Source organism: Jiangella aurantiaca, assembly GCF_004349105.1.
Classification (GTDB): Bacteria; Actinomycetota; Actinomycetes; order Jiangellales; family Jiangellaceae; genus Jiangella; species Jiangella aurantiaca.
This window is the reverse complement of sequence record NZ_SMLB01000003.1, coordinates 189,429-214,222: the sequence shown is the minus strand read 5'-3', so window position 1 is coordinate 214,222 and position 24,794 is coordinate 189,429. Positions and strand designations below refer to the sequence as shown.

At 73.0% G+C, this 24,794-nt stretch carries 26 protein-coding genes; 8 read left to right on the top strand and 18 right to left on the bottom strand.

Features of this window, described 5'->3' with window-relative positions:
• Nucleotide 1: 1 nt before the first annotated feature.
• From E1262_RS30165 to E1262_RS03440, 11 genes are all read right to left on the bottom strand, one after another.
• Entirely contained in the window at nt 2-163 is a 162-nt protein-coding gene (locus E1262_RS30165; protein WP_162605753.1) for a hypothetical protein, read from the bottom strand.
• A complete protein-coding gene (locus tag E1262_RS03485) occupies nt 160-2,904 on the bottom strand; it encodes an FtsX-like permease family protein (protein WP_132101641.1) in 2,745 nt (914 codons plus the stop codon). The genes E1262_RS30165 and E1262_RS03485 overlap by 4 nt, the downstream gene beginning before the upstream one ends.
• Entirely contained in the window at nt 2,901-3,632 is a 732-nt protein-coding gene (locus E1262_RS03480) for an ABC transporter ATP-binding protein (RefSeq protein WP_132101640.1), read from the bottom strand. The genes E1262_RS03485 and E1262_RS03480 overlap by 4 nt, the downstream gene beginning before the upstream one ends.
• A complete protein-coding gene (locus tag E1262_RS03475; protein WP_132101639.1) occupies nt 3,629-4,228 on the bottom strand; it encodes a PadR family transcriptional regulator in 600 nt (199 codons plus the stop codon). The genes E1262_RS03480 and E1262_RS03475 overlap by 4 nt, the downstream gene beginning before the upstream one ends.
• A gap of 676 nt (nt 4,229-4,904) precedes the next feature.
• On the bottom strand, nt 4,905-5,450 hold the full coding sequence (locus tag E1262_RS03470) for an NUDIX hydrolase (protein WP_238992813.1): 546 nt from the start codon (nt 5,448-5,450) through the stop codon (nt 4,905-4,907).
• Between the two features lie 97 nt (nt 5,451-5,547).
• Nucleotides 5,548-6,525, bottom strand: a complete 978-nt coding sequence (locus tag E1262_RS03465; protein ID WP_132101637.1) for an NAD(P)H-quinone oxidoreductase — start codon at nt 6,523-6,525, stop codon at nt 5,548-5,550.
• Between the two features lie 13 nt (nt 6,526-6,538).
• A complete protein-coding gene (locus E1262_RS03460; RefSeq protein WP_203453498.1) occupies nt 6,539-7,636 on the bottom strand; it encodes a potassium channel family protein in 1,098 nt (365 codons plus the stop codon).
• 24 nt (nt 7,637-7,660) lie between these two features.
• Nucleotides 7,661-7,924, bottom strand: coding sequence for a DUF6457 domain-containing protein (locus E1262_RS03455; RefSeq protein ID WP_132101636.1), 264 nt, complete (start codon nt 7,922-7,924; stop codon nt 7,661-7,663).
• A gap of 41 nt (nt 7,925-7,965) precedes the next feature.
• On the bottom strand, nt 7,966-8,541 hold the full coding sequence (gene mobA / locus E1262_RS03450; RefSeq protein WP_132101635.1) for a molybdenum cofactor guanylyltransferase: 576 nt from the start codon (nt 8,539-8,541) through the stop codon (nt 7,966-7,968).
• The gene (locus E1262_RS03445; RefSeq protein ID WP_132101634.1) at nt 8,538-9,317 is read right to left on the bottom strand and encodes a carbon-nitrogen hydrolase family protein; all 780 of its coding nucleotides are present in this window, start codon (nt 9,315-9,317) and stop codon (nt 8,538-8,540) included. Before E1262_RS03445 ends, mobA begins: the two co-directional genes overlap by 4 nt.
• Nucleotides 9,318-9,324: 7 nt before the next feature.
• Nucleotides 9,325-10,269, bottom strand: a complete 945-nt coding sequence (locus tag E1262_RS03440) for a 2-hydroxyacid dehydrogenase (RefSeq protein WP_203453497.1) — start codon at nt 10,267-10,269, stop codon at nt 9,325-9,327.
• Nucleotides 10,270-10,344: 75 nt separating this feature from the next.
• Here E1262_RS03440 and E1262_RS30160 point away from each other — a divergent pair, with 75 nt between their 5' ends.
• On the top strand, nt 10,345-10,506 hold the full coding sequence (locus E1262_RS30160) for a hypothetical protein (protein ID WP_162605752.1): 162 nt from the start codon (nt 10,345-10,347) through the stop codon (nt 10,504-10,506).
• A 188-nt stretch (nt 10,507-10,694) separates the two neighbouring features.
• Nucleotides 10,695-11,267 carry a DUF389 domain-containing protein gene (locus E1262_RS03435; RefSeq protein WP_203453496.1) on the top strand — a complete coding sequence of 191 codons (573 nt, stop codon included), beginning with the start codon at nt 10,695-10,697 and terminating at the stop codon, nt 11,265-11,267.
• Here the strand turns inward: E1262_RS03435 and E1262_RS03430 are convergent.
• Nucleotides 11,239-11,793, bottom strand: coding sequence for a GrpB family protein (locus E1262_RS03430; RefSeq protein ID WP_203453495.1), 555 nt, complete (start codon nt 11,791-11,793; stop codon nt 11,239-11,241). The two genes, E1262_RS03435 and E1262_RS03430, sit on opposite strands and share 29 nt — an antisense overlap.
• Nucleotides 11,794-12,072: 279 nt before the next feature.
• Nucleotides 12,073-13,080, bottom strand: a complete 1,008-nt coding sequence (locus E1262_RS03425; protein WP_162605751.1) for an Lrp/AsnC family transcriptional regulator — start codon at nt 13,078-13,080, stop codon at nt 12,073-12,075.
• 131 nt (nt 13,081-13,211) lie between these two features.
• Between E1262_RS03425 and E1262_RS03420 the strand changes: the two genes are divergently transcribed.
• Genes E1262_RS03420 through E1262_RS03400 form a run of 5 tightly spaced genes read left to right on the top strand, consistent with a single transcriptional unit; the run spans nt 13,212 to nt 19,246 of the window.
• On the top strand, nt 13,212-14,615 hold the full coding sequence (locus E1262_RS03420; protein WP_132101631.1) for an ABC transporter substrate-binding protein: 1,404 nt from the start codon (nt 13,212-13,214) through the stop codon (nt 14,613-14,615).
• A 5-nt stretch (nt 14,616-14,620) separates the two neighbouring features.
• A complete protein-coding gene (locus E1262_RS03415) occupies nt 14,621-15,640 on the top strand; it encodes a carbohydrate ABC transporter permease (RefSeq protein ID WP_132101630.1) in 1,020 nt (339 codons plus the stop codon).
• A complete protein-coding gene (locus E1262_RS03410; RefSeq protein ID WP_132101629.1) occupies nt 15,640-16,503 on the top strand; it encodes a carbohydrate ABC transporter permease in 864 nt (287 codons plus the stop codon). Before E1262_RS03415 ends, E1262_RS03410 begins: the two co-directional genes overlap by 1 nt.
• 2 nt (nt 16,504-16,505) lie before the next feature.
• The gene (locus tag E1262_RS03405) at nt 16,506-17,801 is read left to right on the top strand and encodes a Gfo/Idh/MocA family protein (RefSeq protein ID WP_132101628.1); all 1,296 of its coding nucleotides are present in this window, start codon (nt 16,506-16,508) and stop codon (nt 17,799-17,801) included.
• Nucleotides 17,798-19,246, top strand: a complete 1,449-nt coding sequence (locus tag E1262_RS03400; protein ID WP_132101627.1) for a sulfatase-like hydrolase/transferase — start codon at nt 17,798-17,800, stop codon at nt 19,244-19,246. The genes E1262_RS03405 and E1262_RS03400 overlap by 4 nt, the downstream gene beginning before the upstream one ends.
• 7 nt (nt 19,247-19,253) lie before the next feature.
• On the opposite strand, the gene E1262_RS03395 is transcribed toward E1262_RS03400, so the two are convergent.
• Complete coding sequence (locus E1262_RS03395) at nt 19,254-20,252, bottom strand: RNA polymerase subunit sigma-70 (RefSeq protein WP_132101626.1); 999 nt, start codon at nt 20,250-20,252, stop codon at nt 19,254-19,256.
• Between E1262_RS03395 and E1262_RS03390 the strand changes: the two genes are divergently transcribed.
• Complete coding sequence (locus tag E1262_RS03390) at nt 20,251-20,832, top strand: dihydrofolate reductase family protein (RefSeq protein ID WP_132101625.1); 582 nt, start codon at nt 20,251-20,253, stop codon at nt 20,830-20,832. The two genes, E1262_RS03395 and E1262_RS03390, sit on opposite strands and share 2 nt — an antisense overlap.
• Here E1262_RS03390 and E1262_RS03385 read toward each other — a convergent pair.
• The 4 genes from E1262_RS03385 to E1262_RS03370 all read right to left on the bottom strand — a co-directional run bounded on the left by E1262_RS03385 (nt 20,825) and on the right by E1262_RS03370 (nt 24,738).
• A complete protein-coding gene (locus E1262_RS03385) occupies nt 20,825-22,039 on the bottom strand; it encodes an RNA polymerase sigma factor (RefSeq protein ID WP_132101624.1) in 1,215 nt (404 codons plus the stop codon). The two genes, E1262_RS03390 and E1262_RS03385, sit on opposite strands and share 8 nt — an antisense overlap.
• Nucleotides 22,036-22,395 carry a YciI family protein gene (locus E1262_RS03380; protein WP_132101623.1) on the bottom strand — a complete coding sequence of 120 codons (360 nt, stop codon included), beginning with the start codon at nt 22,393-22,395 and terminating at the stop codon, nt 22,036-22,038. The genes E1262_RS03385 and E1262_RS03380 overlap by 4 nt, the downstream gene beginning before the upstream one ends.
• A gap of 89 nt (nt 22,396-22,484) precedes the next feature.
• On the bottom strand, nt 22,485-23,363 hold the full coding sequence (locus tag E1262_RS03375; protein ID WP_132101622.1) for a YajG family lipoprotein: 879 nt from the start codon (nt 23,361-23,363) through the stop codon (nt 22,485-22,487).
• Nucleotides 23,364-23,448: 85 nt separating this feature from the next.
• Nucleotides 23,449-24,738: a glycoside hydrolase family 15 protein gene (locus E1262_RS03370; protein WP_132101621.1), complete on the bottom strand. Its 1,290-nt coding sequence runs from the start codon at nt 24,736-24,738 to the stop codon at nt 23,449-23,451.
• Between the last annotated feature and the right edge of the window lie 56 nt (nt 24,739-24,794).

Sequence of the window (24,794 nt, the reverse complement as noted above, 5' to 3'; positions counted from 1 at the left end):
TTTACCCGTCCGGTCCCGCTTCCGCCCGGCCGGGTCGAACTTGATATTCGGCGCGCCGCTCCGGCGGCCTCCGGCCGGCCGCCTCGGCCCGGCGCAGGGCGAGCAGCTCCAGCGTCCGGCGCCGCGCGGCCTGCCGGGCCCGGCGCACTGCGGTGCTGTTCACTCGACCCTCCTGATCATCGGCAACCGGCTCGGGGTGAGGAGCACCGCGACGAGCACGGCCAGGACGGGCACGGCGACTCCGGTGACGACGAGGGAGTCCCAGGCCCAGATGAACTCCGGCGCACCCAGCGCCGGCCACACGAGGTAGGCGAAGTAGACGCCCAGCCCGGACCCGATCAGCACGCCCAGCCCGGCCACGACCAGTGCCTGCGCCCCGGCCAGGCCGCGCCGCCGCCGGGGCGGTGCGCCGACGGCGGCCAGCGTGGCGAGGTCGGCGCGGCCCTCGGCGGCCGCCAGCGAGACCGCGATCGCGACACCGACCAGCGTCACGAACGCCGCGCCCGCGGTGAGCGCCAGGACCGCCGGGTCGGCCTCGGGCTCGATGTCCTCCTCGATGGTGACCCAGGCACCCGCCGCCTCCGCGGCCTGCAGCGCGGCGTCGATCTGCTCCGGGGTCGCGGCGCCGAACGTCACGAGGCTGGCCGACGACATCAGCTGGAAGCCGGCCGCGGTCAACGTGTCCACGGCGGCGAACGCGCCCGGCACCATCGAGTAGGCGATGTCGCGCTCGGACAGGTGCCCCGGGAACCGGACCGGCACCGGATCGCCGTCGGCCGGATAGGTCTCGATGACGACGGAGCCGCCGGCGCCGACGTAGGTCCGGTCGTAGACCACCATGGCGCCGTCCGCGACGGCGTCGAGGTCGGCCGGGTCCGGCTCGCGGCCGGTCGCGATCGCCATGACCGCGGGGTCGGCCACCGCGACGGACACCGACCCGCTGGTCCACCCCTCGCAGCCGGTGCATTCGGGCGAGCCCTGCAGCCACGCGACGTTGAAGGTGATCGTGCTCTCAGACTCGAACGGCACCGTGGCGTCGGTGAGCCGATGCACGGCGGCGCCCGGCAGGGTACCGGCCACCGCCTGTTCGGCGTCGGCGAGCTGCGCGGCAACCTCGTCGGCGGACTGCTGGTACGGGTCGACGTCGATGCGGATGACGTTGTCCGGGAGCGAGGGCGTGTAGCGCAGCTCGTCGGCCCGGGCCGAGCCGCCGGCGCCGAACGCGACCGCCGTCGACCCCGCCACGACGATGGCGATGGCCGCGACAGCCGGCGCCGTGCGGTGCCGATGCCGGGCGGCGTCGCGCACCGCCAGTCGCGCCGTGAGGTCCAGCCGATGCGCGCCACGCGCCAGCGCCGAGATCAGCCCCGGCAGCAGTACGACGACTCCGGCCGTCGCGACCAGCGCACCGGCCAGCTGGACGGCGATGTACGGCGCCGTCGCGGGCTGGGTGACGTACACGCCGGTGCCGGCCAGCCGCTCGAGCTGGCGGCCGTAGTCCTCCAGGTTCCCGGCCAGGATCCGGCCGGCGATGAGCGCACCACCGGCGCCGACGACGAACAGCACGAGCCCGACCACCGGCAGCCGCGCCGCCAGCCGCGTGGTCCGGAACCGCTCCGCCAGCGCGTCGACCGGCCGCATCCGCGCCGCGCCGATGGCCGGCACCACGGCGGCGGCCAGTCCGGAGAGCACGCCGACTGCCGCGGCGACGGCCAGCTCGACCCAGCCGAACGTCCAGTCGTCGATCAGCTGGCCCAGATACCACTCCCATACCGGCGCCGCCGCCGGTACCAGCGCCGCCCCCGCCGCGAGGCCCAGCACCGCACCGAGCACCCCCAGCACGAGACCCTGGGCCAGCACCGTCCGGCGCACCTGCGCGGCGCTCGCACCGCCGGCCACCAGCAGCCCGACCTCGCGGACCTGCCGGCGGGCGCCGACGGCGAACGCGGCGCCGGCCAGCAGCACCACCTCCAGTAGCCCGAGGCCCACGACAAGGGCCACCAGGGCGGCCTGTTGCAGCTGGTAGGCGGTCGGCCCTCCGTCCTCGTAGAACTGCTCCGGGTTGGCGACGGCGTCGCGCGGCAGCAGGCCGACCCCCTCGGCCGCCAGGCTCAGGCCGAGGCCGGTGATGTCCGTGCCGTCGGGGAAGTCGGCCAGGTAGCCGGCGCCGCCGGTGACGGAGAACTCGCCCCAGCCGCCGTCCGTCGTGGCCGCCGCGAACTCGGCGGCGACGGAGTCCGGCGCGGCGCTGACCATCTCGCCGTCGAGCGAGAACGGGTCGATCACCAGACCCGAGACGCGCAGCTCCGGCCCGTCGTCCAGGGTCACGGTCGCGCCGGGCCGCAGCTCGCCGTCGTCGGCCAGGCCCAGCAGCTCGGCCACCCGCGGCGTCACCACGACCTCGTCGCGCGCCTCCGGCCAGCGCCCGCCGTCGAGCCGGTACGCGTGGTCGGTCAGCGGGCCGCCCTGGGAGCCGATGTCGAGCAGGGCGGAGCGCAGCACAGTGTCGCCGTCGCGGAGCCGGAGGCCGTGGTTGCGCCGCTCGGGTTCCAGCACCGTCCCCGGCGGCAGCAGCGGGGCCAGGTCGACGGAGGCGGGGTCGCGCACCGCGGCGCGCTCGGGCATCCCGCGATACATGAGCTCGACCATCGGCAACAGGCCGTCGTCAGGCACCGGCAGGTCGTCGTACGGCGTCACCTCGAGGATCGCGTCGGCGTCGCCCATCCGCTCGTACGCGGTGCGGTCCGGGGAGTCGGAGCTGCGGTACAGGACGTCGGCGATGGTCGCGCCCGCCACCGGGAGCCCCACCAGCACCGCGATCAGCAGCGACCGGCCGAGGCTCCGGCGCACCTGACGCCGGGCGATCCGCAGCGCGGGCAACCACCCGCGCCCGGGCCGTGTCACCCGACACCGTCCGCGGTCAGCAGCACCTCGGGCGGCGGCGCGGCGCCGGTGTCGTCGACCAGCGCGCCGTCGCGCAGGAACACCACGCGGTCGGCCCACGCGGCGTGCCGTGCCTCATGCGTCACCAGCAGTCCGGAAGCGCCGGCGTCGCACCGCGCCCGCAGCACCCGCAGCACGTCCTCGCCGGTCTGCGAGTCCAGCGCGCCGGTGGGCTCGTCGGCCAGCACGAGCCGCCGCGGCCCGATCAGTGCCCGCGCGATGGCCACGCGCTGCTGCTGGCCGCCGGACATCTCGTCGGGGAACCGGTCGGCCAGCTCTCCGACCCCGACCTCGGTCAGCGCGTCCTGCGCCTCGCGCCGGGCGGCCCGCGCGCGGACGCCGTCCAGCTCGCGGGGGAGCGCCACGTTCTCGGCCGCGGTGAGCGCGGGGATGAGGTTGAGGTCCTGGAAGACGTAGCCGAGGCTGCGGCGGCGGACGGCGGCCAGCTCGGCGCGGCTCAGGGTGGACAGATCGGTGCCCTCGACCAGCACGGCGCCGTCGGTCGGCGTGTCCAGGCCGCCGGCCAGATGCAGCAGGGTGCTCTTGCCCGAACCCGACGGACCCATGACGGCGATCAGCTCGCCGGACCGCAGCGTCAGGCTGATGTCGCGCAGCGCGTGCACCGCCGTGGGACCATCGCCGTGCACCCGGCCCACCGCGCGCAGCTCAAGCACGGCGTCGCTGGTCATCGCCGGACGGCCTGGTCGCTCGGCTCGTCCTTGGGGACGGCGGCGGTGGGTCCGGACGGGGCCGCCGGACGCTGCGTCATGGCCAGCCGCGCGAGCCGGGTCTCCGAGTGGTCGAGCCAGCGCACCTCCGCCTCGGCCCGGAAGATCATCGAGTCGAGCACCAGCAGCCACGCGGTGTCCTCGGACCCGTCGGCGACGGCCTTGAGCCGGGTCAGCTCCTGCAGGTGGCGCAGGGTGGCCGTGCGTTGCGTCTGCAGCACCGCCCGGACGTCGACGCCGGGCGTGGTCAGCGCCAGGGCGACCTTGATGGCCAGCTCGTCGCGCGGCCGGTCCGTGCCGGCGAGCGGCGTGGCGAACCAGCCGGTCAGCTCGGCATGGCCGGCGTCGGTGAGGCGGTAGACGACCTTGCCCTCCTCGTCGGACTCGCCGGTCTGCTCCACCAGGCCGTCGCGCTCCAGGCGCGCCAGCGTGGTGTACACCTGGCCGACGTTGAGCGGCCAGGTCGCCCCGGTGGACCGCTCGAACTCGTGCCGCAGTTGGTAGCCGTACATCGGCGAACGCTCCAGCAGCGCGAGCAGACCGTGACGAATCGACATGGCTACCAAGTATGCATACCCGGTATGCCCCGTCAAGCGCTCCCCCTTGGGGAGGCTCTCGTGGTGACCCAGGTCTCCATGATCAACATGAGATTCCTCGACCCGATTCGTGGGTCATCGGCCGAGTGGACGCCGGCGCTCGTGAGGGTGGCGGCACTCGCGTGGGCGACACGTCACCCGCGTCAGGGCCGTGATGGGGACCCGAGCGCACGGTGGTGCGGTCCTCAGGCGAGTGATGTGTCCGCATCGCGGGTAACGCACGCCGCCCAGCTCACCCGCGAGCTGCCACGGTGGATTGTCGACGACGCTCGAATCTGTGGCCGATGCGGTTTCGCCGGTGACGCTGCCGCGTTCCCGGCGGTCGCCTTCTGCTCAACGTCAGTGTGGCGTCGTACGGGGCTGGCGCACACGGCGACGACGACCGGGCACGGCTTGATCATGGAGAAGGTCGGCTCTGCAGTCGCGGGAAACCCGACCCTTCTCCGTGATCGACTCGGTGGCGGCGGTGTGAGCGCACGTCAGCCGGGGTTCGTGCGTGGGCTTGTGGTGTGGCGTTGGTGCTTGAGGACAGCGTTGATCATCAACGATCGTTCATAGCCGACCGGCGAACCGCGAACCTCGCCAACCCACGGATCGGGTCGGGGAGCCTCAATATGACGGTGCGGGTGTGGTGACGTCAGCGGGCGAACTGGTTGGTCGGGACCGTCGACTCCTCGGCGGCGCTCAGCACGACCGGCCACCGGGCCGGGGCATGCACGGCGGCCAGCAACCCGGGCAGGCCGGCGGGCCAGACCGGCCGCTCGGTGCGGGTGAGCTCGTCGAGGCTCCACCAGCGGTGGCCGATGACCGTGAGCTGCTCCTCCTCGGTGAGCCCGGCCGGCACGATCTCCTGCGTCGTGGCGTCGGCCACGAAGAACGTCTCGGACTGGACGGCGATCTTGTCGGAGTAACCGTGCACGACGGTGCGTTCGGCGATCGGGCCGCGGACCGCCGACGGCATCAGCCGCAGGCCGGTCTCCTCCTCGACCTCGCGGACGACGGCGTCGAGCAGGGTCTCACCGGGATCGACGCCGCCGCCGGGCGTGATCCAGAACGTCGGCGCACCGGGCGCCGACGGATCGCTGTCCTCGAACAGCAGGACGCGGCCCCCGGGCTCGATGAGCAGCACCCGGGCGGTCCGGCGGTGGGTGACCGGCCGGTCGAGATCGGACTCCAACGACATCACCACGTTCGCCAGGGTACGCCCCCTTCGCGAGCCGTGACCGTCGATGTCTCATCGAGTCATCAGGCGCAGGTCATCGCTGCTGGTGGCCGCAGTCTCAGGTCGTGAGCAGCACCTTGCCGACGTGTTCGCCGCCGGCGACGACGCGGTGCGCCTCGGCCGCCTCCGTCATCGGGAGGACGCGGTCGACGACCGGCCGGATCGCGCCGGACTCGATCAGCGGCCACACGTGCTCGCATACCTCGGCCACGACGGCGGCCTTCCCGGCGCGGGTGCGGCGGCGCAGCAGCGAGCCGGTGACGCGGGCCCGCTTGCCCAAGACGGCGGCGAGGTCCAGCTCCGCGCGGCGGCCGCCCATGGTGCCGATGATCGTGATGCGGCCGTCCATCGCCAGCACGTCGAGGTTCCGGGCCAGGTACGAGCCGCCCATGATGTCGAGCACGACGTCGGCGCCGTGCCCGCCAGTGGCCGTGCGCACGACGTCGACGAAGTCCTCGGTGCGGTAGTTCACCAGGATCTGCGCACCCAGCTCCGCGCACCGCTCCAGCTTCGCCGCCGTCCCCGCGGTCACCGCGACCCGGGCACCCAGGGTCCGGCCGATCTGGATGGCGGCCGTCCCGACGCCACTCGCCCCGCCGTGCACCAGCAGCACCTCACCCGCGCGCAGGCCGGCGGTCATGACCAGGTTCGACCACACCGTGCAGATGACCTCCGGCAGCGCGGCCGCCGTGACGAGGTCGACGCCGGACGGGACCTGCAGCAACTGGCCGACCGGCACCATGACGCGTTCGGCGTACCCGCCGCCGGACAGCAGCGCGCACACCTGGTCGCCGGGCTTCCAGCCGGTGACGCCCTCGCCGACCACGCTGATGGTGCCGCTGCACTCCAGGCCGGGCCAGTCCGGCGCCCCGTCCGGGACGTCGTACTTGCCCATCCGCTGCAGCAGGTCGGCCCGGTTGACGGCGGACGCGACGACGTCGACGATCACCTCGCCCGGCCCGCAGATCGGATCGGGCACCTCGGACCAGCGCAGGACCTCCGGCCCGCCCGGCTCGGTGATGACGACCGCGTGCACGTGACCCCTCCGCTCAGACGCCGCCCGGCGGACGGTCCGCTGGGTCCTCCGCCACCGCGGGCGGGGCCTCGCGGGTGTCCTCGCGCCGGGCCCACGGGTACTCCTCGGACGCCCGGATGACGACGATGCGGTCGCCGCGGACGAGGTGCCCGATGGCCGGCGAGTGGAACGGCAGCTCGTCGCCATCGCGCACGACGGCCACGACCAGGTCGGTGATCTGCCGCGGCTGCTTGCCCTCCTCGCGCGGCGAGACGAGCCGCTCGGCCACCTCGAGACCGACGCCGGAGGTCGTGAGGTCCTCGAGCACGTGGCCGAGCGCGGGGCTGACGGTGGCCAGGCCCAGGATCCGGCCGACGGCGTCGGACGACGTGACCACCTCGTCTGCGCCGCCCTGCCGGACCAGCGCGAGGTTGTCGGCCTCGCGGACCGACACGACGATGTTCGCGGTCTGGTTGAGCTGCCGGCACGTGAGCGTGGCCAGCACGCTGGCGTCGTCGCGCGCGGTGGTGATGACGATGCGGCTGGCGGTCGGGACGCCGGCCCGGCGCAGCACCTCGGTGCGGGTAGCGTCGCCCATGACGGCGACCAGCCCCTGCTCGTTCGCCTCGGCGATGGCCGCTGGGTCGGGGTCGACGACGACCAGCGTCTCCGTCGAGATGCCGTTCGCGAGCATCGTGTTCACCGCGCTGCGGCCCTTGACGCCGTAGCCGATGACGACGGTGTGGTCGCGCAACTTCTTCCTCCAGCGGTTGAGCCGCACCTGCTCGCGGCTCCGGGTGGTCAGGGTCTCCAGTGTCGTGCCGATGAGGACGATCAGGAACAGCACCCGCATCGGGGTGATCAGCACGATGTTGACCAGCCGCGCGGTGTCCGACACCGGCGTGATGTCGCCGTAGCCGGTGGTCGAGAGCGAGACGGTCGTGTAGTAGAACGCGTCGAGCAGGTCGACCGAGCCGTCGGAGTTGTCGTTGTAGCCGTCGCGGTCGACGTAGACGAGCAGCGCCGTCAGCACCAGTACCGCCAACGCGATGATGACCCGCTTGGTCAGCAGGCGCAGCGGGTCGACCACCTCGGCGGGCGCCGGCAGGTGGACGGAGCTCTTGGTCTGCACAGCCGTGACGCTAGCGGATGCCGTTCACTGCAGTGTCGGCGTGGCGGCGTCGGGACCATCGTTCCAGTCGCGGGCCAGCTCGCCGGCGGCGTCGAGGGCGGCGTTGACGGCGGCCGCGCCGCCGCCCTTGGTCGCCGCAGCGTAGCCGGCGATGAACGTCGTCACCGGTGCGGCCGGCCGCTCCACCGTGTGCGCGGCGTCACGAGCGAGGTCGAGGATCCCGCCGACGTCGACGTCGTCGACCGGCACCCCCAATCGTTCGCACAACGCGGTCACCCAGCTCTCCATGGCACGTACCTTCCTCCCGCCGTCCGGACATCCTCTACTGATCACGGCCGCCATCGGGCCAGGTCGCCCGGCGTGTCGATGTCCGCGGCACCGTCGTCGTCGGCGAGCGTCGCCACCCGCAGGCCCGGTAGCAGCGCGCGGACCGGCCGGTTCCGCGGATCGCCGACGGCGTCCAGCGCGGCGCGCAGCGGCCCGGCCCGGTAGGCCGCCACCAACGGCTGTACCCAGCCGGCGGCATCGACGACGGCGACGGCGTCGGTGTCCGGCCCCAGCCCGGCCAGCAGCCGTCCCACCAGTGCCGACGATACCCGCGGCAGGTCCGCGGCGAGCACGACGACGGCCTCCGGCGCCAGGTCCAGCGCGGCCAGGCCGGCCGCCAGCCCGGCCAGCGGGCCGCCGCCGGGCGGGTCCTCCCGGGTCCACGTGACCGGCGAGACGGTGTCGCGCTGCGGGCCGGCGACGACGATCTGGGCGGCGCCCGCCTCGGTGGCCGCCGCGACGGACCGGTCCAGTAGCGTCCGCCCGCCGACGACGAGGGCGGGCTTGTCCGTCCCGCCCAGCCGGCGCCCGGACCCGCCGGCGAGGATCACCGCCACCCACGGCCCCAGCTCGGTCATGGCGCCGGCCAGCTCCGCCGGTGCCGCAGCGCCGGGTTGCGCTCCCGCGCCGCCGCGATGCGCGCGGGGTCGAGCTCGGCGGCCAGCCGGCCCTCCTCGTCGCCCAGCGCGGCGACGACCACGCCGAGCGGGTCGACCAGCTGGCTGAGCCCGCAGTACGTCCGCCCGGTCTGCGCCGCCGCGGCGACGTAGACGGTGTTCTCGATCGCCCGGGCCCGCAGCAGCGTCTGCCAGTGGTCCTCCTTCAGCGGCCCGCGCACCCAGGCCGCCGGGACGACGAACGCGTCGGCACCGGCGTCGACCAGTGCCCGGCCCTGTTCCGGGAAGCGCAGGTCATAGCAGGTCAGCAGGCCGAGCCGGACGCCGTCGACGTCGAACACGGCCGGCACCGGATCGCCGGCGCGCAGCCGTTCGGACTCGCGGTAGCCGAAGGAGTCGTAAAGATGCGCCTTGCGGTAGGTGGCCCGCGCGGCGCCGTCGGGACCGACCGCCACCAGCGTGTTGTACGGCCGGTCGGGATCCTCGGAGCGCTCGAACATGCCGCCGACGACGACGGCGCCGGCCTCACGGGCGACCTCGGCCAGCGTGCCGACGAACGGGCCGTCGAGCGGCTGGGCGACCGGGCCGAGCGGCATCGCGGGGTCGCCGAAGTCGTGCATGACCGCCTCCGGCAGCACGACGAGGTCCGCCGCGACGCCGTCCGTGACCCGCCGGATCGCCGCCAGGTTCGCGTCGGCGTCGGTGCTCGCCGAGAGCTGGGCCAGGACTACCCTCATGCCGCCATTAAAGCGGCACCGGGGTGACCAGCGTCCCGTCGGCCAGGAACCGTCCGAGGTTGCGGAGCACCAGCTGGGCCATCGCCTCGCGGGTCTCGACGGTGGCGCTGCCGATGTGCGGCAGCAGCACGGCGTTGTCCAGCGCGAACAGCTCCTCCGGCGCCCGCGGCTCGTCGGTGAACACGTCCAGCGCGGCGCCGCCCAACGCACCCGAGGTCAGCGCCGCCACCAGCGCGTCCTGGTCGACCACGCTGCCGCGCGCGACGTTGACCAGGTAGCCGTCCGGGCCGAGCGCCGCGAGCACCTCGGCGGAGACCAGCGCCCGGGTGTCGGGGCCGCCGGGCGTGGTGACGATGACGGCGTCGGCGTCGCGGGCCAGCTCCAGCGGCGAACCGGCGTAGCCGTACGCGACGTCGTCGACGCGGCGGCGGTTGTGGTACGTGATGGTGCAGCCGAACGCCTCGAGCCGGTGCGCGATGGCCCGGCCGATGCGGCCCAGACCGAGGATGCCGACCCGGATGCCGCTGACCCGTCGCTGCAGCGGGAACGTGTGCCCCGCGGCCCACTCGCCCCGGCGGACGAACCGGTCGCCGGCGGACATGCCGCGGAACACGTCGATCAGCCCGCCGACGGCGAGGTCGGCCACGCAGTCGGTGAGGACGTCGGGGGTGTTGCTGAGCACGATGCCACGCGGCTTCAGCGCCGCGACGTCGACGGCGTCGTAGCCGACCCCGAGGTTGATGACGGCGGCCAGCCTCGGCAACGCGCCGATGAGCGTGGCGTCCATGCCGGCGCTCGTGACGGCGACGGTGACCTCGGGGCCGTGCTCGGCCAGGAACGCCGCGGCCGCACCGGGCGCCGACGGCAGCCGCAGCGCGCCGTAGGTCGTCGCGAGCTCGCGCTCGACCGTGGGATGGAGCCCTCCGACCTGCAGGATCACGCCGTCAGTCACGGGCGCAAGGGTACAAGCCACTGTTCACGCCACCGTCACGCCCCGGCACCGCGGACTCAACATGATCGTCTTTGGATGAGAGGCATGGACGTCAAGGAACGTGAGCCCGCGACCCCGCTCCGGCTCACCGACGGCAACACCGTGCTCAACGACCACGCGGACGACGCCGGGCTGTGTGCCGTCTGCGGCTCGGCCTGGCCCTGCGACACCACCCTGCTGGCGAACATGCTGCGCTGACGCGGCCCGCGGCGCCTCTACGATGGCGCCGTGCTGCACCTGCGCGTCACGACGCCGGCGGAGACGACCGATCGCATCGTCGCTCTGCTGGCGGAGCGACCAGGCGTCGCCAGTATCGCGGTCATGCGCCGCGCCGACGAGGACTCCGTGTCTCGAACACGTTCGTCTGGTTCCTGAGCCTGGCCGCCGTGCTCGCCGCGGTCGCGATCGTGCTCGACTCCGCGATCCTCGTCGTCGGCGCCACGGTCGTCGGGCCGGAGTTCGGCCCGCTCGCGGGCATCGCCGTCGGGCTGGTGCACGGGCGGTTCAGCATCGTGCGCCAGTCGCTGATCACCCTGGTGGTCGGCTTCGCGATCGCCATCGTCGTCACGACGGTGCCGGGTCTGCTCGCGTCGTGGGCAGGGTGGATCGACCCGTCGGTGCTGACTGCGGACCGGCCGCTCACGGGGTTCATCTGGCGGCCGGACCGGTGGTCGTTCGTTGTGGCGTTCATCGCCGGGATCGCCGGCATCCTGTCGCTCACGTCCGCGAAGTCGGGTGCGCTGGTGGGCGTGTTCATCTCGGTGACGACGGTGCCCGCCGCCGGGAACCTGGGGCTGGCCCTGGCCCTCGGCGACGCCGACGAGCTGGGAGGCGCGGCCGTTCAGCTCGGCGTCAACATGGCCGCGATCGTGCTGGCCGGCATGCTGACCCTGCTCGTGCTGAAGGCCACCGCCGGCCGGCTGTCCCGGCTCAGTGCTGGACGGAGGCCCGCCGCATGACGTCCTCGATGAACGGCGCCTTGCCCGCGCGGTAGGCCGGGCGGTCGTCGTGGTGTACCGCCGCCAGGCTCTGCTTGATCTCGGCGTACTTCCGCGCGTCCTCGGGGTGGCGCCGCAGGTGGTCGCGGAAGGCCAGGCAGTCGCGGCCCAGCTGCGACACGTACTCGACGACGTGCAGGTGGTGCGTGCGCCAGGCGGGATCGGGGTAGCAGAACGACCAGCGCCGCAGCTCTTGGTCGCCGGCCTCCCACACATGCGTCCAGCCGATCTCCTGCATGGCGGCGACGGTGCCCTGGGCGTCCTCGTAGGACGCCACCATGGCCATCATGTCGATGATGGGCTTGGCGGGCAGGCCCGGCACCGCCGTGCTGCCGACGTGCTCGACCGCTCCGATCAGCCATGGGCGAAGGGCCGGCTCGACGCGCAGGCGCTGCTGCTCGAAGGACTCGGGCCACGCGGTGTCGTAAGGAAGGATCTCTATAGGGTCGCGGCGCACAGCATCGTGCGCTGCATCACTCTCGTGCATGCCTCGACGATAGCCCTCCGATGGCCGTCGTGACGCATGAGATTCGCATGATCGCGAGGAGTTCCGGTCCCGTTCACGGCGCGGACGGCTACGAACGGGCGCCTGTCACGGGGACGGGGGAGTCTGGCGACGGGCGGGCTGGGCGTCGGGCGCCGCGGCGGTCTCACCGTGATCCGGGGCACGTCACCACGTTTTCTGGAGCCTCACCACGCCTGCGATCGTTGTCTGCGATCGTGTTGAGGCTCCAGAAATCCTGGTGATGCAGGCGATCCTTGAAGATCACGGGAGCGAGGGAGCGACGGCCGTCCGCAGCTCCGGCGCGATCATCCCGGCCCGTTTGACGGTGCGCAGCGCCACCGCGACGTCGGCGTGGATGAGTCCGGGTAGGTGACCGACGGTCTCGGAGAGGAACTCGTAGAGCGCGCTGTCGCTGGCGACGGCGATCTCGCCGCACAGGTTCCGGTCGCCGGTGGTCGCCGCGATCATCACGACGTTGCGGTGCCGGGCCAGGATCTCCCCGGCGAGGCCGATTTTCGTCGGGTTGATGGTGAGCCAGACGAACGCGTTCACCGTCAGTCCCAGCACCTCCGGCTCGACGACGGTGCGCATCCGCAGCACGCCGGCGGCCATCAGGGCTTCGGTGCGCCGGCGCGCGGTGCTGGGCGTGACGCCGCACCGGGCGGCGAGGTCCTGCCAGCTCATCCGCCCGTCCTCGATGACCGCGGTGAGGATCTGCTCGTCCAGTTCCGACATGGGCGCCGCCTCGTCGGGCTCCGGGTGCTCGCTCCACCGGTCGCGCCGGTCCGCCCGCAGCTCGGCGACGACGGTGTCGGGCAGCAGGCCGGGGTTCCAGCCGTGCGGAGTCGAGAACCGGCGGATCACCTGGTTGCTGAACGTCGCCATGACGCCGTCGAACTGCGGGAGCCGATGCATCATCAGCGCGTAGAGGTGCTCGTTGGAGGTGTAGGCGACCTCGGCGACGCAGTCGACGCTGCCGGTCAGCACCTTGACCGACCCGGTCTCCTGCCACTGCGCCAGCGGCAGCGCGAGCTCGTCGGCCGCGCCGGGCGCGCACCGCAGCCGGACGAAGACCGACCGCGCCCGGTGGCTGATCTGCGAGTCGAGGGCGCCGACGACGCGGACCGCGCCGAAACGCCGCAACCTGGCGAGCCGCCGCGACACCGTCGCCTCGGAGCTGCGCACCGCCTGCCCGATGGCCGCGTGGGTGGCCCGTGGGTGCGCCAGCAGGGCCGCGATGACGAGCCGGTCGAGTTCGTCGATCTTCACCGATTTCATCAGATCACCGCCCTTCGTTCACGATTCCTTGCATACCTTTTCCATTCGTTGACACCTTGAATCAGATTTTCCAAACATGGTGCCCCACATCTGCAGGCGCCCCACCGAGGAGGGACGGCATCATGTGGCGACGACCTCTGAGTGCACTCGCGGTGATCGGCCTGGTCGCGGCGGGATGTTCCGGTGACGACGACGGCGACAGCGCGGGCTCCGGTGAGGGCGGCGGCAGCATCACGCTGTGGACCGTTTACGACACCGCCGACCGGATCGCGACGATGCAGCAGGTGCTGGCCGACTTCACCGAGCAGTCCGGCATCGACGTCGAGTTGGTCGGCGTCAGCGCGCCCGACCTCTCCCAGGCGATGGTGTCCGCGGCCGCCGCCGGTGACCTCCCCGACGTCGTCGTGCACGGCGTCGAGCTGGCCGCCGGCTGGGTTGGTGAGGGCATCCTCGATTCCGCCGTGGCCAGCGAGCTGATCGACGAGTTCGGCGCCGATACGTTCAACGAGAGCGCGCTCGACCTCATCCGGGTCGAGGACGCCGAGGGCGAGTACGCCACCGTCCCGTCGGACGGCTGGGGCCAGATGATCTTCTACCGGACCGACCTGTTCGAGGCCGCCGGCATGGAGGAGCCGACCACCTACGAGAACGCGATCGCCGCCGCCGAGGCGCTCAACGGGCAGAACGGCGTCTCCGGCTTCGCGGTCGGCAGCTCCGGCGGCGACGGCTTCACCATGCAGGTCTTCGAGCACGTCGCGCTGGCCAACGACTGCCAGCTGGTCGACGACCAGGGCGAGGTGACGCTGGACAGCTCCGAGTGCGAGGAGGCCATCCAGTTCTACGTCGACCTCGCGCAGTACGCGCCCACCGGCGCCGGCGACGTCGACACCACCCGGGCCAACTACCTGGCCGGGCAGACGGCGATGACGTCGTGGTCGCCGCACCTGCTCGACGAGCTCGCCGGCCTGTTCCCGGACACGCCGCTGACCTGCGCCGAGTGCGCCGCCGACCAGCAGTGGCTGGTCGACCGCACCACGATGCTGCCGCTGTTCCAGGGCCCGTCCGGCGACGAGCCGACCCAGTTCGGCCTGACCATCAACCTGGGCATCACCACGTCCGCCGACACCGAGCCCGCGAAGGAGCTGGTGCGCTACCTGCTCGGCGACGGGTACATGGGCTTCCTGTCCATCTCGCCCGAGGGCCGGTTCCCGATGCGCAACGGACCGGAGGCCGGCGACACGTCCTACGTCGACGGCTGGACCGAGCTGGCGGTCGGCAGCGGCACACAGACGGTGACCGTCGGCGAGCTGTACGGGCAGGAGGCGATCGACACGATCGCCGAGGGCGCCACCGGATTCGAGCGCTGGGGCTTCCCGCAGGGACAGGGCGCCCTGGTGACCGCGATGTACGGCGACCTCGAGCTGACGAACATCCTGCGCGACGCGCTGGACGGCGCCATCACGTCGGCAGAGGCGGCCGCGCAGATGGACGAGAGCGCCAGCCGGCTCCAGGCCGAACTGGGCTGACGCCCATGGCATCCGGACCGCTCGCCCCGCCCGGCGTGAACGCCGAACCGGCAGCCGCCGGCCCGGAGGGCGGCCGGGGCAGGAAGGGCCGCATCCGCTCGCTGCGGGCCCGTGAGGCGCGCGCCGGGTTGGTGCTGGTCAGCCCGACGGTGCTGATCGTCCTGCTGGTGGTCGTGCTGCCGTTCCTGTGGACGATCATCATGTCGTTCCAGCGGCTGCGGCTGATCGACCTGCAGAACGTCTTCGACATCACCCTGACGCTGCGCAACTTCCAGACCGTCCTGGGTAGTGCCGACCTGTGGGAGATGGTCCGCACGACGCTGATCTACAGCATCGGCGGGACGGTGCTGTCGGTCGGCGCCGGACTGGCGACGGCGCTGGCGCTGCGGCACCGGTTCCCCGGCCGGATGATCATCCGGGCGTTCGTGCTGGTGCCGTACGTGATCCCGGTGGTGTGCGCGGCACTGGTCTGGCGGACGCTGCTGAACCCGCAGTTCGGTCCGGTCAACGTGTTCGGCGTCGACGTGCTGGGCTGGGACCAGCCGATCGGGTTCCTCAGCGAGCGGTTCCACCGGATCGAGGTGTTCGGCGCCGGGTTCGACGTCCCGATCGCGCTGCTCACCGTCATCGTGTTCGAGGCGTGGAAGACGTTCCCGCTGGCGTTCCTGTTCATCCTGGCACGGCTGCAGGGGATGCCCCGCGACCTGGAGGAGGCGGCGCACGTCGACGGCGCCACCCCGCTGCAGCGGTTCCGGTACGTCGTCGCGCCGCAGCTGTCCGGCGTCATCGCGCTGCTGGTGCTGCTGCGGTTCATCTGGACGTTCCAGAACTTCAACGACGTGTACCTGCTGACCCGCGGCGCCGCCGGTACCGAGGTGGTCGCGGTGCAGGTCTACCAGTACCTGGTCTCGCGCAACGACGTCGGCGGGGCCGCCGCGCTCGGCCTTCTGATGTCCGTCGTGCTGATCATCGCGTTCGCCGTCTACTACCGGTACGGCGTGCTCAAGCAGGAGTCGGAGATCTGATGGCATCGCGAGAACGGGTGGAGACCCGGATCCTCGAGGTGGCACGGGTGCTCTGGCTGGCGGTCGTGCTGGTCGCCTGCGTGCTGCCGCTGTTCTACATGCTGCTGCTGTCGGTGCGGCCGCTGCAGGCGGTGCTCTCGGACCCGCTCGGCGTGCCGTCGCCGAGCGAGCTGAACCTGGAGGCGTACCGGCGGGTGATCGCGTCGCCGGAGGACGGCGGCTACGGCCTGCTGTCGTTCTTCGGGAACTCGCTGATCGTCGCGCTCGGGTCCGTGATGGCGACCGTGCTCCTGTCGGTGCTGGGGGCGTATGCCGCGACCCGGCTGCGCTTCCCCGGCAAGAACGTCGTCAACGTCTCGTTCTTCGCCGTCTACATGTTCCCCGGCATCGTCATGGCGATCCCGCTGTTCGTGCTGTTCTCGCGGCTCGGGCTGCGCGGCGAGCTGCCGGCGCTGATCGTCATCTACCTGGCGTCGACGGTGCCGGTGTCGGTGTACATGCTGCGCAACTACTTCCGGTCCATCCCCCAGGGACTGGAGGACGCGGCGATGGTCGATGGCTGCAACCGGGTCCAGGTGATCGTCCGGATCGTGCTGCCGCTCGCGATGCCGTCGATCGCCGCGACCGCGCTCTACGTCTTCATGATCGCCTGGAACGAGTACCTGTTCGCGCTGCTCTTCCTGCTCGAGAGCCGGGACAACTGGACGGTCTCGCTCGGCCTGGCACAGCTGGACGACATCAGCGTGTCGGCGACCGTCCTGATGGCGGGGTCCGTGCTGCTGACGCTGCCGGTCATCGCGCTGTTCTTCGCCGCCGAGCGCCTGTTGGTCGAGGGCCTCACCGCCGGGGCCGAGAAGGGGTGAGCATGACGGACTTCGACGCGCCGGTGCGGTTGCTGGTGATCGGCGCCGGCAACCGCGGCGGCCAGGCCTACGCCGGCTGGTGCCTGCGGCATCCCGAGGCGGCGGTGGTCACCGGCATCGCCGACCGCGACGAGGAACGGCTGGCCGCGGTCGGCGACGTACACGGCGTGCCGGCGGAGCATCGGTACGGCGACTGGCGGACGGCCCTGTCGGGGCCGGGCCCCTGGGACGCCGTCATCGTCACCACCCCGGACCGCATGCACGTCGACCCGACCCTGCGGGCGCTGGAGCTCGGTTACGACGTGCTGCTGGAGAAGCCGATCGCGCCGACACCGAGCGAGCTGGACCGGCTGATCGCCGCCGCGAAGGACCGGCCCGGCGCGATCACCGTCTCGCACGTCATGCGGTACACGCCGTTCTTCAACGCGCTCAAGCGGCTGCTGGACGAGGGGCACATCGGCGACCTGCAGGGCGTCCAGCACGCCGAGCACATCGCCTACTGGCACTTCGCACACAGCTACGTCCGCGGCAACTGGCACCGGGCCGCCGACTCCAGCCCGATGTTGCTGGCCAAGGCCTGCCACGACCTCGACATCCTGCGCTGGCTGGTCGGCTCGCCGTGCATCGCGGTGTCGTCGTTCGGCGACCGGCGGCACTTCCGCATCGAGAACGCGCCGCCCGGCTCGACCGACCGGTGCATCGACGGGTGCGCCGTCGCGGCCAGCTGCCCGTACAACGCGCACCGTTTCTACGTCGAGCAATTGGCCGGCGTCGAGACCTGGCCGGTCTCCGTCATCACCAGCGACCCGTCGCCGGAGGGCCGGCTGAAGGCGCTGCGCGAGACCGACTACGGCCGCTGCGTCTACCGCATGGACAACGACGTCGTCGACCACCAGACGACCTCGCTGCGCTACGCCAACGGCGTGACGGCATCCCTGGTCGTGTCGGCGTTCACCGAGCGGAACACCCGCCTCATCACGATGATGGGCAGCCACGGCGAGATCAACGCCGACCTGGACGCCGGCCGCATCGAGGTCGTCCGGTTCGGCGCCTCGGGGCCGACGGTCGCCGGCCTGCCGCCCGCCGAGCGGTACGTGGAGCGGGTCTCCGGCGGCCACGGCGGGCACTCCGGCGGCGACGCCGGGCTGACGGCCGACTTCGCCGAGCGGATCCGGCGGCGCCGGGCCGGGCTGCCCGTCCAGGCCGCGCCCAGCGCGTTCGAGGAGAGCCTGGAGAGCCACTGGGTGGCGTTCGCCGCCGAGCGGTCCCGGCAGAACGGCACCGTCGAGTACCTATGAACGCGCCGCGGCCGAACCTGCTGCTGGTCACCACCGACCAGCAGCGCCGGGACACCGCCGGCCCGGGCGCGCCGGCGTTCCTGCGCACGCCGCACCTGGACCAGCTGGCACGCGAGGGCATCCGGTTCGACGCCGCCTACGCGTCGACGCCGGTGTGCGTGCCGTCGCGGATCACGCTGCTCACCGGCTGCTCCGCGCTGCGGCACGGGATGACCCACAACGGCCGCACCGCCGACGTGCTGCCGCCGGGTGCGCCGACGCTGCCGGCCCGGCTGGGCGCGCTCGGCTACGCGACCGTCGGGATCGGGAAGATGCACTTCACGCCGCCGCGGGCGCACCACGGCTTCGAGGAGCTGATCCTGCCCGACGACTACTACCGGACCGGCGTCGCGGCGATGCGGCACGGCATCGGGCAGAACGAGCTCTACCCGGCGATGGCGACCGTCCCGGAGGCGCAGACGCTGACGTCGTGGCTGTCCGAGCGAGCCGTCGAGCACATCCGCTACCGCCGCGACCCGACCCGGCCGCTGTTCCTCTGGCTGTCGTACAGCAAGCCGCACCCGCCACTCGACCCGCCCGAGCCGTACTGCTCGATGTACCGGGACGCGCCTCTGCCCGACCCGGTGATCGGGGACTGGGCGGGCGACGACGCGCCGGCCGCGTTCCGGCGGCAACGGCACCGCGGCTCGTTCGACCTGCTCGACCCGGCGACGGTCCGGGCGGCGCGGGCGGCGTACTACGGCCTGGTGACACAGATCGACTACAACCTCGGCCGGGTCCTGGCCGCGTTGCAGGACGTCGGCGAACTGGCCCGCACGACGATCGTGTTCACGTCCGACCACGGCGAGTTCCTCGGCGACCACGGAACCGGCAACAAGGTGTTCTTCCATGAGGCGGCGGCCGGCGTGCCGCTGATCGTGCGTCCGGCGGCGGGGTGCTCGCCCGTGGCACCCGGCACGGCGGTCCGTACTCCGGTGACGCTGGCCGACGTGCTGCCGACGCTGGTGGCGGCCGGGGGCGGGGCGGTGGGCGGCGACGTGGACGGGGTCGACCTCGTCGCGCTGGCCGCCGAGGGCGACCAGTCGCGCGTCGTGGTTGGCCTGGCCGGCGGCGACGCCGGCCCGCCGGGCGTCCCGTACTACCTGGCCATGACCGACGGGCGGCGCAAGTACATCTGGTACCCGGAAGGGCCGGCCGAGCAGCTGTTCGACCTCACGTCAGACCCGGACGAGCGGTACGACCTCGCCCGCACCGTCTCCGCCGCCGACCTCGCCGGCTGGCGCGACCGCCTCGTGACGGCGGTCGCCGACGCCGGCGGGAAGCACCATCTCGACGGCGGCGCGCTGCCCGCCGTCCCGCCGCTGAACGACACCATCGCGGAGCAGCGGGCCAGTGCCTGGCCCGGCTACCACACCGAGGCCTTCCACCTCGACGTCCGGCACTGACCGCCGTTCAGGGCAGCTGCGCGGGGAGCCCGAAGGCCTGGAACAGCTCCGGGCCGAAGGTCGTGATCTCGGCGATCAGCCCGTCCTCGACGCGGAGCACGTCGAGTTTGAACGCGGTGAACGGGTCGTCCGGCTCGGCACGCGGCCGCAGGTAGCAGGCGGTGGCCGGCAGCCGGTTGGCGGTGGTGGGCAGCAGCCGCCAGTCGCCGAGGCCGTCCGGGCCGAAGGCCAGTTCCTGCAACGGCGCCAGCGCGGCCAAGCCGTCGTAACAGACCGGCTGCGGCGGCATCGTCACCCGGATGTCGTCGCGGACCAGCGCGGCCATGCGCTCGACGTCAGGGTGCTCGCTCAGCGCGACATAGCGGTCCAGTAAGTCACGCTCCTCGGCGCTGAGAACGGTGCGCGGCGGGCTCGCCTCGGGCGACCGCGGCGAGCGGTGCAGGGTAGCCCGGGCCCGCTGCAGCGCGCTGTTGACGGCCGGGACCGTCGTCTCGAGGATGGCCGCGGTCTCGGCGGCCGACCAGCCGATCGCGTCGCGCATCACCAGCACCGCGCGCTGCTGGGCCGGCAGCGCCTGCATGGCCGCGACGAACGCCAGCTCGATCGTCTCGCGCCCGACGACGACGGCCTCCGGCTCGTCGGCGCTCGGCGCGACCTGGTCCAGCAGCCGGTCCGGATACGGCTGCAGCCAGGGCACCTCGGCGAACGAGCGCACCTGCTCGGGCCGGCGGGACCGCTGCCGCAGCAGGTCGAGGCAGGCGTTGGTGGCGATGCGGTAGAGCCAGGCGCGCAGGTTGCTGCCCGGCTCGAACGAGTCGCGGCGCGTCCACGCCCGCAGCAGCGCCTCCTGGACGACCTCCTCGGCGTCGTCGAACGAGCCGAGCATCCGGTAGCAGTGCACGTGCAGCTCGCGCCGGTGCCGGTGGATGGCCGCTGTGAAGTCGTCCACCGGACCATTCTGCCGGGACCGATGAGTCCGCGCCGGAGCCGTCGTTACACGGGGCATGAACACACTCGTACTGGACATCAGCATCTCCCTCGACGGCTTCATCACGGCGGGCGGCCAGACACCCGCCGAGCCCCTCGGCAAGGGCGGCGAGCGGCTGCACGACTGGGCCTTCGGCGCCGACGACAACAACCGCGAGTACGCAGCCGACTCGGTCGGCCGGCTCGGCGCGTTGATCACCGGCCGGAAGAACTACGAGGACTCGATCCGGTGGTGGGGCGCCGACGGCCCAACCGGGCCGGCCCGGCGGCCGCTGATCGTGCTGACGCACGAGGCGCCCGCGGAGTCGCCGGAGAACGGCGTCTACATGTTCGTCACCACCGGCATCGAGGACGCGCTCGCGCAGGCTCGAGCCGCGGCCGGCGACGGCGTGGTGGCGGTCATGGGCGGGGCGAACGTCGCCCAGCAGTACCTCGCCGCCGGCCTGCTCGACGAGATCTCCCTGCACATCGTGCCGGTGCTGTTCGGCGATGGGATCCGGCTGTTCGACCGCACCGGCGCCGATCACGTCCGGCTGGAGACCGTCGAGGTGGTGCCGACGGACGCCGCCACGCACGTCCGCTACCGCGTGCTCAGGTGAGACCGGCGGCCCGCAGCGCGAGGTAGCGCCGTTCCGGCACGCTCGCCGTCCGCTTGGCCGCGCGCAGGTACGCCACACGGGCACCGTCCGGGTCGCCGGCCAGTTCGAGCAGGTGACCCCGGACGGCGTCCAGCCGGTGGGTCTGCGCCATCCGATCGTCGGCGTCGAGCGTGCCGAGCAGCGCCAGCCCGGCCCGCGGCCCGTGCACCATCGCGACGGCGACGGCCCGGTTGAGCGTGACGACCGGGCCGGGCGCCACCCGTTCCAGCACCTCGTAGAGCGCGAGGATCTGCGGCCAGTCGGTGGCGTCGGCGGTCGGCGCCTCGTCGTGGACGGCGGCGATCGCGGCCTGCAGCTGGTACGGGCCGACGGGGCCGCCGCCGAGCACGCCGGTGAGCAGCGCGAGGCCCTCGGCGATCTGGCCGGCGTCCCAGCGCGACCGGTCCTGCTCGGCCAGCGGGACGGGGACGCCGTCGCCGGTGGTGCGGGCCGCCCGGCGGGCATCGGTGAGCAGCATCAGCGCCAGCAGCCCGGTGACCTCGCCGTCACCGGGCGCGAGCCGCAGCAGCAACCGGGTCAGCCGGATCGCCTCGCCGGTGAGGTCCGTCCGTACCGCCCGCGTGCCGGAGCTGGCGGTGTAGCCCTCGTTGAAGATCAGGTAGAGCACGTGCAGGACGGCGCGCAGCCGGCCGGCCCGCTCCTCCGGCGGCGGCGGGTCGAACCGGGCGCCGCCGGCCCGCAGCTTCTGCTTGGCCCGGCTGATCCGCTGCGCCATCGTCGCCTCGGGCACCAGGAACGCCGCCGCGATCTCCGTCGTCGTCAGACCGCCGACGGCGCGCAGGGTCAGCGCCAGCTGGGCGGGCAGCGGCAGCGCCGGGTGGCAGCACAGGAACAGCAGCGTGAGCGTGTCGTCGGACTGCTCCACTTCGCCCGGCTCGACGAGGTCCAGCGCGGCCACGGTCTCCTCGCGGCGACGGCGGGCCTCCGCGCTGCGCACCTCGTCGACGAACCGGCGCGAGGCCACCGTCACCAGCCACGAGCGCGGGCTGTCGGGCACGCCGTCGACCGGCCACTGCGTCGCGGCAGCCAGCAGCGCCTCCTGCACGGCGTCCTCACAGGCGTCGAACTGCCCGTACCGGCGCACGAGCACACCGAGGACCTGAGGCGCGGCCTCGCGCAGCAGGTCCTCGACAGCAGGCTCGGTCACAGGTCCGGCGGGGCGTCCATCGCCGGGCGGACCTCGAGCCGGCCCGAGTACTTCACGATCTGCCCGGCCAGCTCGAGGACCCGCTCCTCGCTCTCGACGTCGACCACCCAGAAGCCGATCAGCGACTCCTTCGCCTCGGCGAACGGGCCGTCGGTGGTCACTGGCAGCCCGTCCTGCAGTCGCACCGTCTTGGCGGTGCCGGGGTCGGCCAGGCCCTGCTGGAAGACCAGCTCGCCGGAGGTCTCGAGGTCCTTGTCCAGCTGGACCATGAAGCCGATCATCTCCTCGATCTGCTCCTTCGAGTGAGTGGCCAGCATGGTGCCGGTGTCGCCGAACATCATCAGCATGTACTTCATCGGGTCGCTCCCGTCTCGTGCGCGCCGCCGTCGGGCGCTCTCAGCAGTGGGTCGGAGCCGCGGCGCGGTTCTCGACGACGCCGGCGGTGTCAGCTCTCATCGTTGCGGCCCGCACACCGCTGCGCCTGCATCGCGTCGAGGGCGGCGCGGTGGCCGGTGTCGACGGGGATGGCGGTGGGGATCTGCTCGCCGTCGCCGAGGTCGATCCACGCGGTGAAGCCGTACGGACGCTTCGCATCGCCGATGGCGTGGCCGCCGCAGCGCAGGATGTCGGCGACGACCCGCAGCTGTCCCGGCGGCAGCGCGGGGTCGGGTTGCGGCGTGACCTCGAAGAGCACGCTGCCCCGCGTGTCGGTGATGGCCGGGGTGACGCCGGCGTCGACGGGTGTGACCGTCAGGATCGCGGTGAGCGTGCCGTCGGGATTCGGCACCAGCGGCCCCATGGTCAGCGAGACGGACTGCTGCAGCACCTGAGCGCCGCAGTCGGTGCGCAACAGCCGGTTCAGCGTGCCGTTGGGGTGCGGCAGGTCGAGCATCAGCTCGTGCTCGGCACCGCCCTCGACCCTTGCGACCAGCTCGACCTGTGACGGCACGGCCTCGGAGTCGACGCCGTCGGGGCACCGGGCCGGACCGTACTCGAGCTGGAGATCGCGCGGGGTGTCGCCGGGAGGGATGGTGGAGTCGAACGACTGCGGCCCCATGGCCTCGAAGGAGTCGCTGAGCAGCTCCGCCGACGTGACGGTGACCGGCGCGGCGCCGTGGTTGGTGACGGCGATGACGACCAGGCCGGAACGGTTGAACGAGCGGCGGATCTCCGCGGTGACGGTGAGGTCGGGCGTCGGGCTCGCCGCGCCGTCGCCGCCCGTGACCTCGTCGTCATCGCCGGTGGTCAGCGCGACGACGACCGCCGCGATGCCGGCCAGGATCGCCGTCACCACGAGGGTCAGGACGAACCGCAACCGGCGCATGGTCCATTATCCCTTCTACCTCGGAGGGCTCACTGCCGCCTGAGACCTCGCGGCCGACGCCCCGCGACAATCTCCCGCGACGGCGTCAGCCAGGAGGGACCGGCAGCGGGCGCCCGTCGAGGGCGGCCAGCGCCAGCAGCACGGTCGCGCCGGTCAGCCCGAGCGGCGCCACGGCGGCCGGGCGGCCGTCGGCGGTGACCTTCTCCGGCAGCGCGCCGAGCGCCGTCCGGCGCAGGTCGAGCCAGCTGAGCAGCCGGTGAGCGAGCGCGGTGTCGCCGATCGACGCGGCCGTCAGCGCGTGCAGCGACACCTGCGGCGTCCACCCGGTGACGAGGTCGGTCCACTCCTCACCCGGACGGACACCGCCGTTGCCGAGAGTGGTCGCATCGACGGCGGCGCGCCAGGCCGCCTCGACGCCGTCAGTGGCCGGGGCGAACGGCGGCAGCAGGAATGCGACCGAGGCGTCCCGCCCGCCGGTGCCGCTGGTCCGCCGGGCGTAGCCATGGGCGCCGAACCCGTCGGTGATCGCCGCGGCCAGCCGGTCGGCGCCGTCCGCGGAGCGGGCCGCGAGCTCGGTGTCGTCCGGCCCGCCGAGCAACGGCAGCAGCTCGCGGCCGGCTCGCAGGCCGAGCAGCAGCGGCGCGGCCGAGCCGAGCGTGGCTTCGTGGAGGTCCACCTCCCAGAAGTCCTGCGATGCCCGCGGAAGCCCGGTCGCCGGGTCGAGCGCGGCCAGCGCGGCGTCGACGGCAGCCCGGACCATGGGTGCCAGCGGCCCGGCGGCGCCGCCGGTCGCGCCGGCCCAGAGCCACGTCGCCCAGAGCGTCCAGCCGATGCCGTCCAGCTGCAGCCCGCGGTCGTCCGGCACATCGCGCGAGCCGTCGGGCAGGTACCGAGCCTGCCACGTGCCGTCCCGCTCCTGCATGGCGGCCACGTACGCCAGCTGCGCGAACGCCGGCTCCGGCCGGCCGCACACCGTCAGCGCGGCCGCCATGTACCCGGCGTCGCGCGGCCACACGTAGCGCCAGTACGGGCTGCCGGCCGCCACGGCGGCGCCGTTCGGGAACGTCAGCACGCCGATGTCGACCAGCGCCCCCTCGGCCATCGCCTGGTACGGCGTGCCCCGGCCCGGCAGCTCCGTGGCGGCCAGCAGTTCGCGCGCGGCGTCGACGTCGTCGCCGGTCGGGACGGCCGCGCCGGGCAGCGCGCCGGACTCCGGGTCAAGGTAGCCGGTGCCGGACAGCCGCCGCCGGGCGCTGTGCGGCGGGACGACCAGCGGCGCGCCGTCGGTGCCGATGACCACGCCGTCGGAGTAGAGCCGGGTCTCCGGCGACCATGCCGTGCCCCGGGTGCCGAGCTCGCTCGTGTTGGGCTGCATCGACACACCGTAGGCACGAACGCACCGCGGCCCGGGGCGGAACACCCCGGGCCGCG

Coding starts and splice junctions, on each gene's coding strand:
- E1262_RS03395 (WP_132101626.1), bottom strand. CDS start 20,252: ATGCCCCGTGTAACGACGGCTCCGGCGCGGACTCATCGGTCCCGGCAG.
- E1262_RS03400 (WP_132101627.1), top strand. CDS start 17,798: ATGAACGCGCCGCGGCCGAACCTGCTGCTGGTCACCACCGACCAGCAG.
- E1262_RS03475 (WP_132101639.1), bottom strand. CDS start 4,228: ATGTCGATTCGTCACGGTCTGCTCGCGCTGCTGGAGCGTTCGCCGATG.
- mobA (WP_132101635.1), bottom strand. CDS start 8,541: ATGACCGAGCTGGGGCCGTGGGTGGCGGTGATCCTCGCCGGCGGGTCC.
- E1262_RS03380 (WP_132101623.1), bottom strand. CDS start 22,395: ATGAAGTACATGCTGATGATGTTCGGCGACACCGGCACCATGCTGGCC.
- E1262_RS03390 (WP_132101625.1), top strand. CDS start 20,251: ATGAACACACTCGTACTGGACATCAGCATCTCCCTCGACGGCTTCATC.
- E1262_RS03420 (WP_132101631.1), top strand. CDS start 13,212: ATGTGGCGACGACCTCTGAGTGCACTCGCGGTGATCGGCCTGGTCGCG.
- E1262_RS03415 (WP_132101630.1), top strand. CDS start 14,621: ATGGCATCCGGACCGCTCGCCCCGCCCGGCGTGAACGCCGAACCGGCA.
- E1262_RS03375 (WP_132101622.1), bottom strand. CDS start 23,363: ATGCGCCGGTTGCGGTTCGTCCTGACCCTCGTGGTGACGGCGATCCTG.
- E1262_RS03445 (WP_132101634.1), bottom strand. CDS start 9,317: ATGAGGGTAGTCCTGGCCCAGCTCTCGGCGAGCACCGACGCCGACGCG.
- E1262_RS03405 (WP_132101628.1), top strand. CDS start 16,506: ATGACGGACTTCGACGCGCCGGTGCGGTTGCTGGTGATCGGCGCCGGC.
- E1262_RS03370 (WP_132101621.1), bottom strand. CDS start 24,738: ATGCAGCCCAACACGAGCGAGCTCGGCACCCGGGGCACGGCATGGTCG.
- E1262_RS03410 (WP_132101629.1), top strand. CDS start 15,640: ATGGCATCGCGAGAACGGGTGGAGACCCGGATCCTCGAGGTGGCACGG.
- E1262_RS03455 (WP_132101636.1), bottom strand. CDS start 7,924: ATGGAGAGCTGGGTGACCGCGTTGTGCGAACGATTGGGGGTGCCGGTC.
- E1262_RS03480 (WP_132101640.1), bottom strand. CDS start 3,632: ATGACCAGCGACGCCGTGCTTGAGCTGCGCGCGGTGGGCCGGGTGCAC.
- E1262_RS30160 (WP_162605752.1), top strand. CDS start 10,345: ATGAGAGGCATGGACGTCAAGGAACGTGAGCCCGCGACCCCGCTCCGG.
- E1262_RS03470 (WP_238992813.1), bottom strand. CDS start 5,450: ATGTCGTTGGAGTCCGATCTCGACCGGCCGGTCACCCACCGCCGGACC.
- E1262_RS03430 (WP_203453495.1), bottom strand. CDS start 11,793: ATGCACGAGAGTGATGCAGCGCACGATGCTGTGCGCCGCGACCCTATA.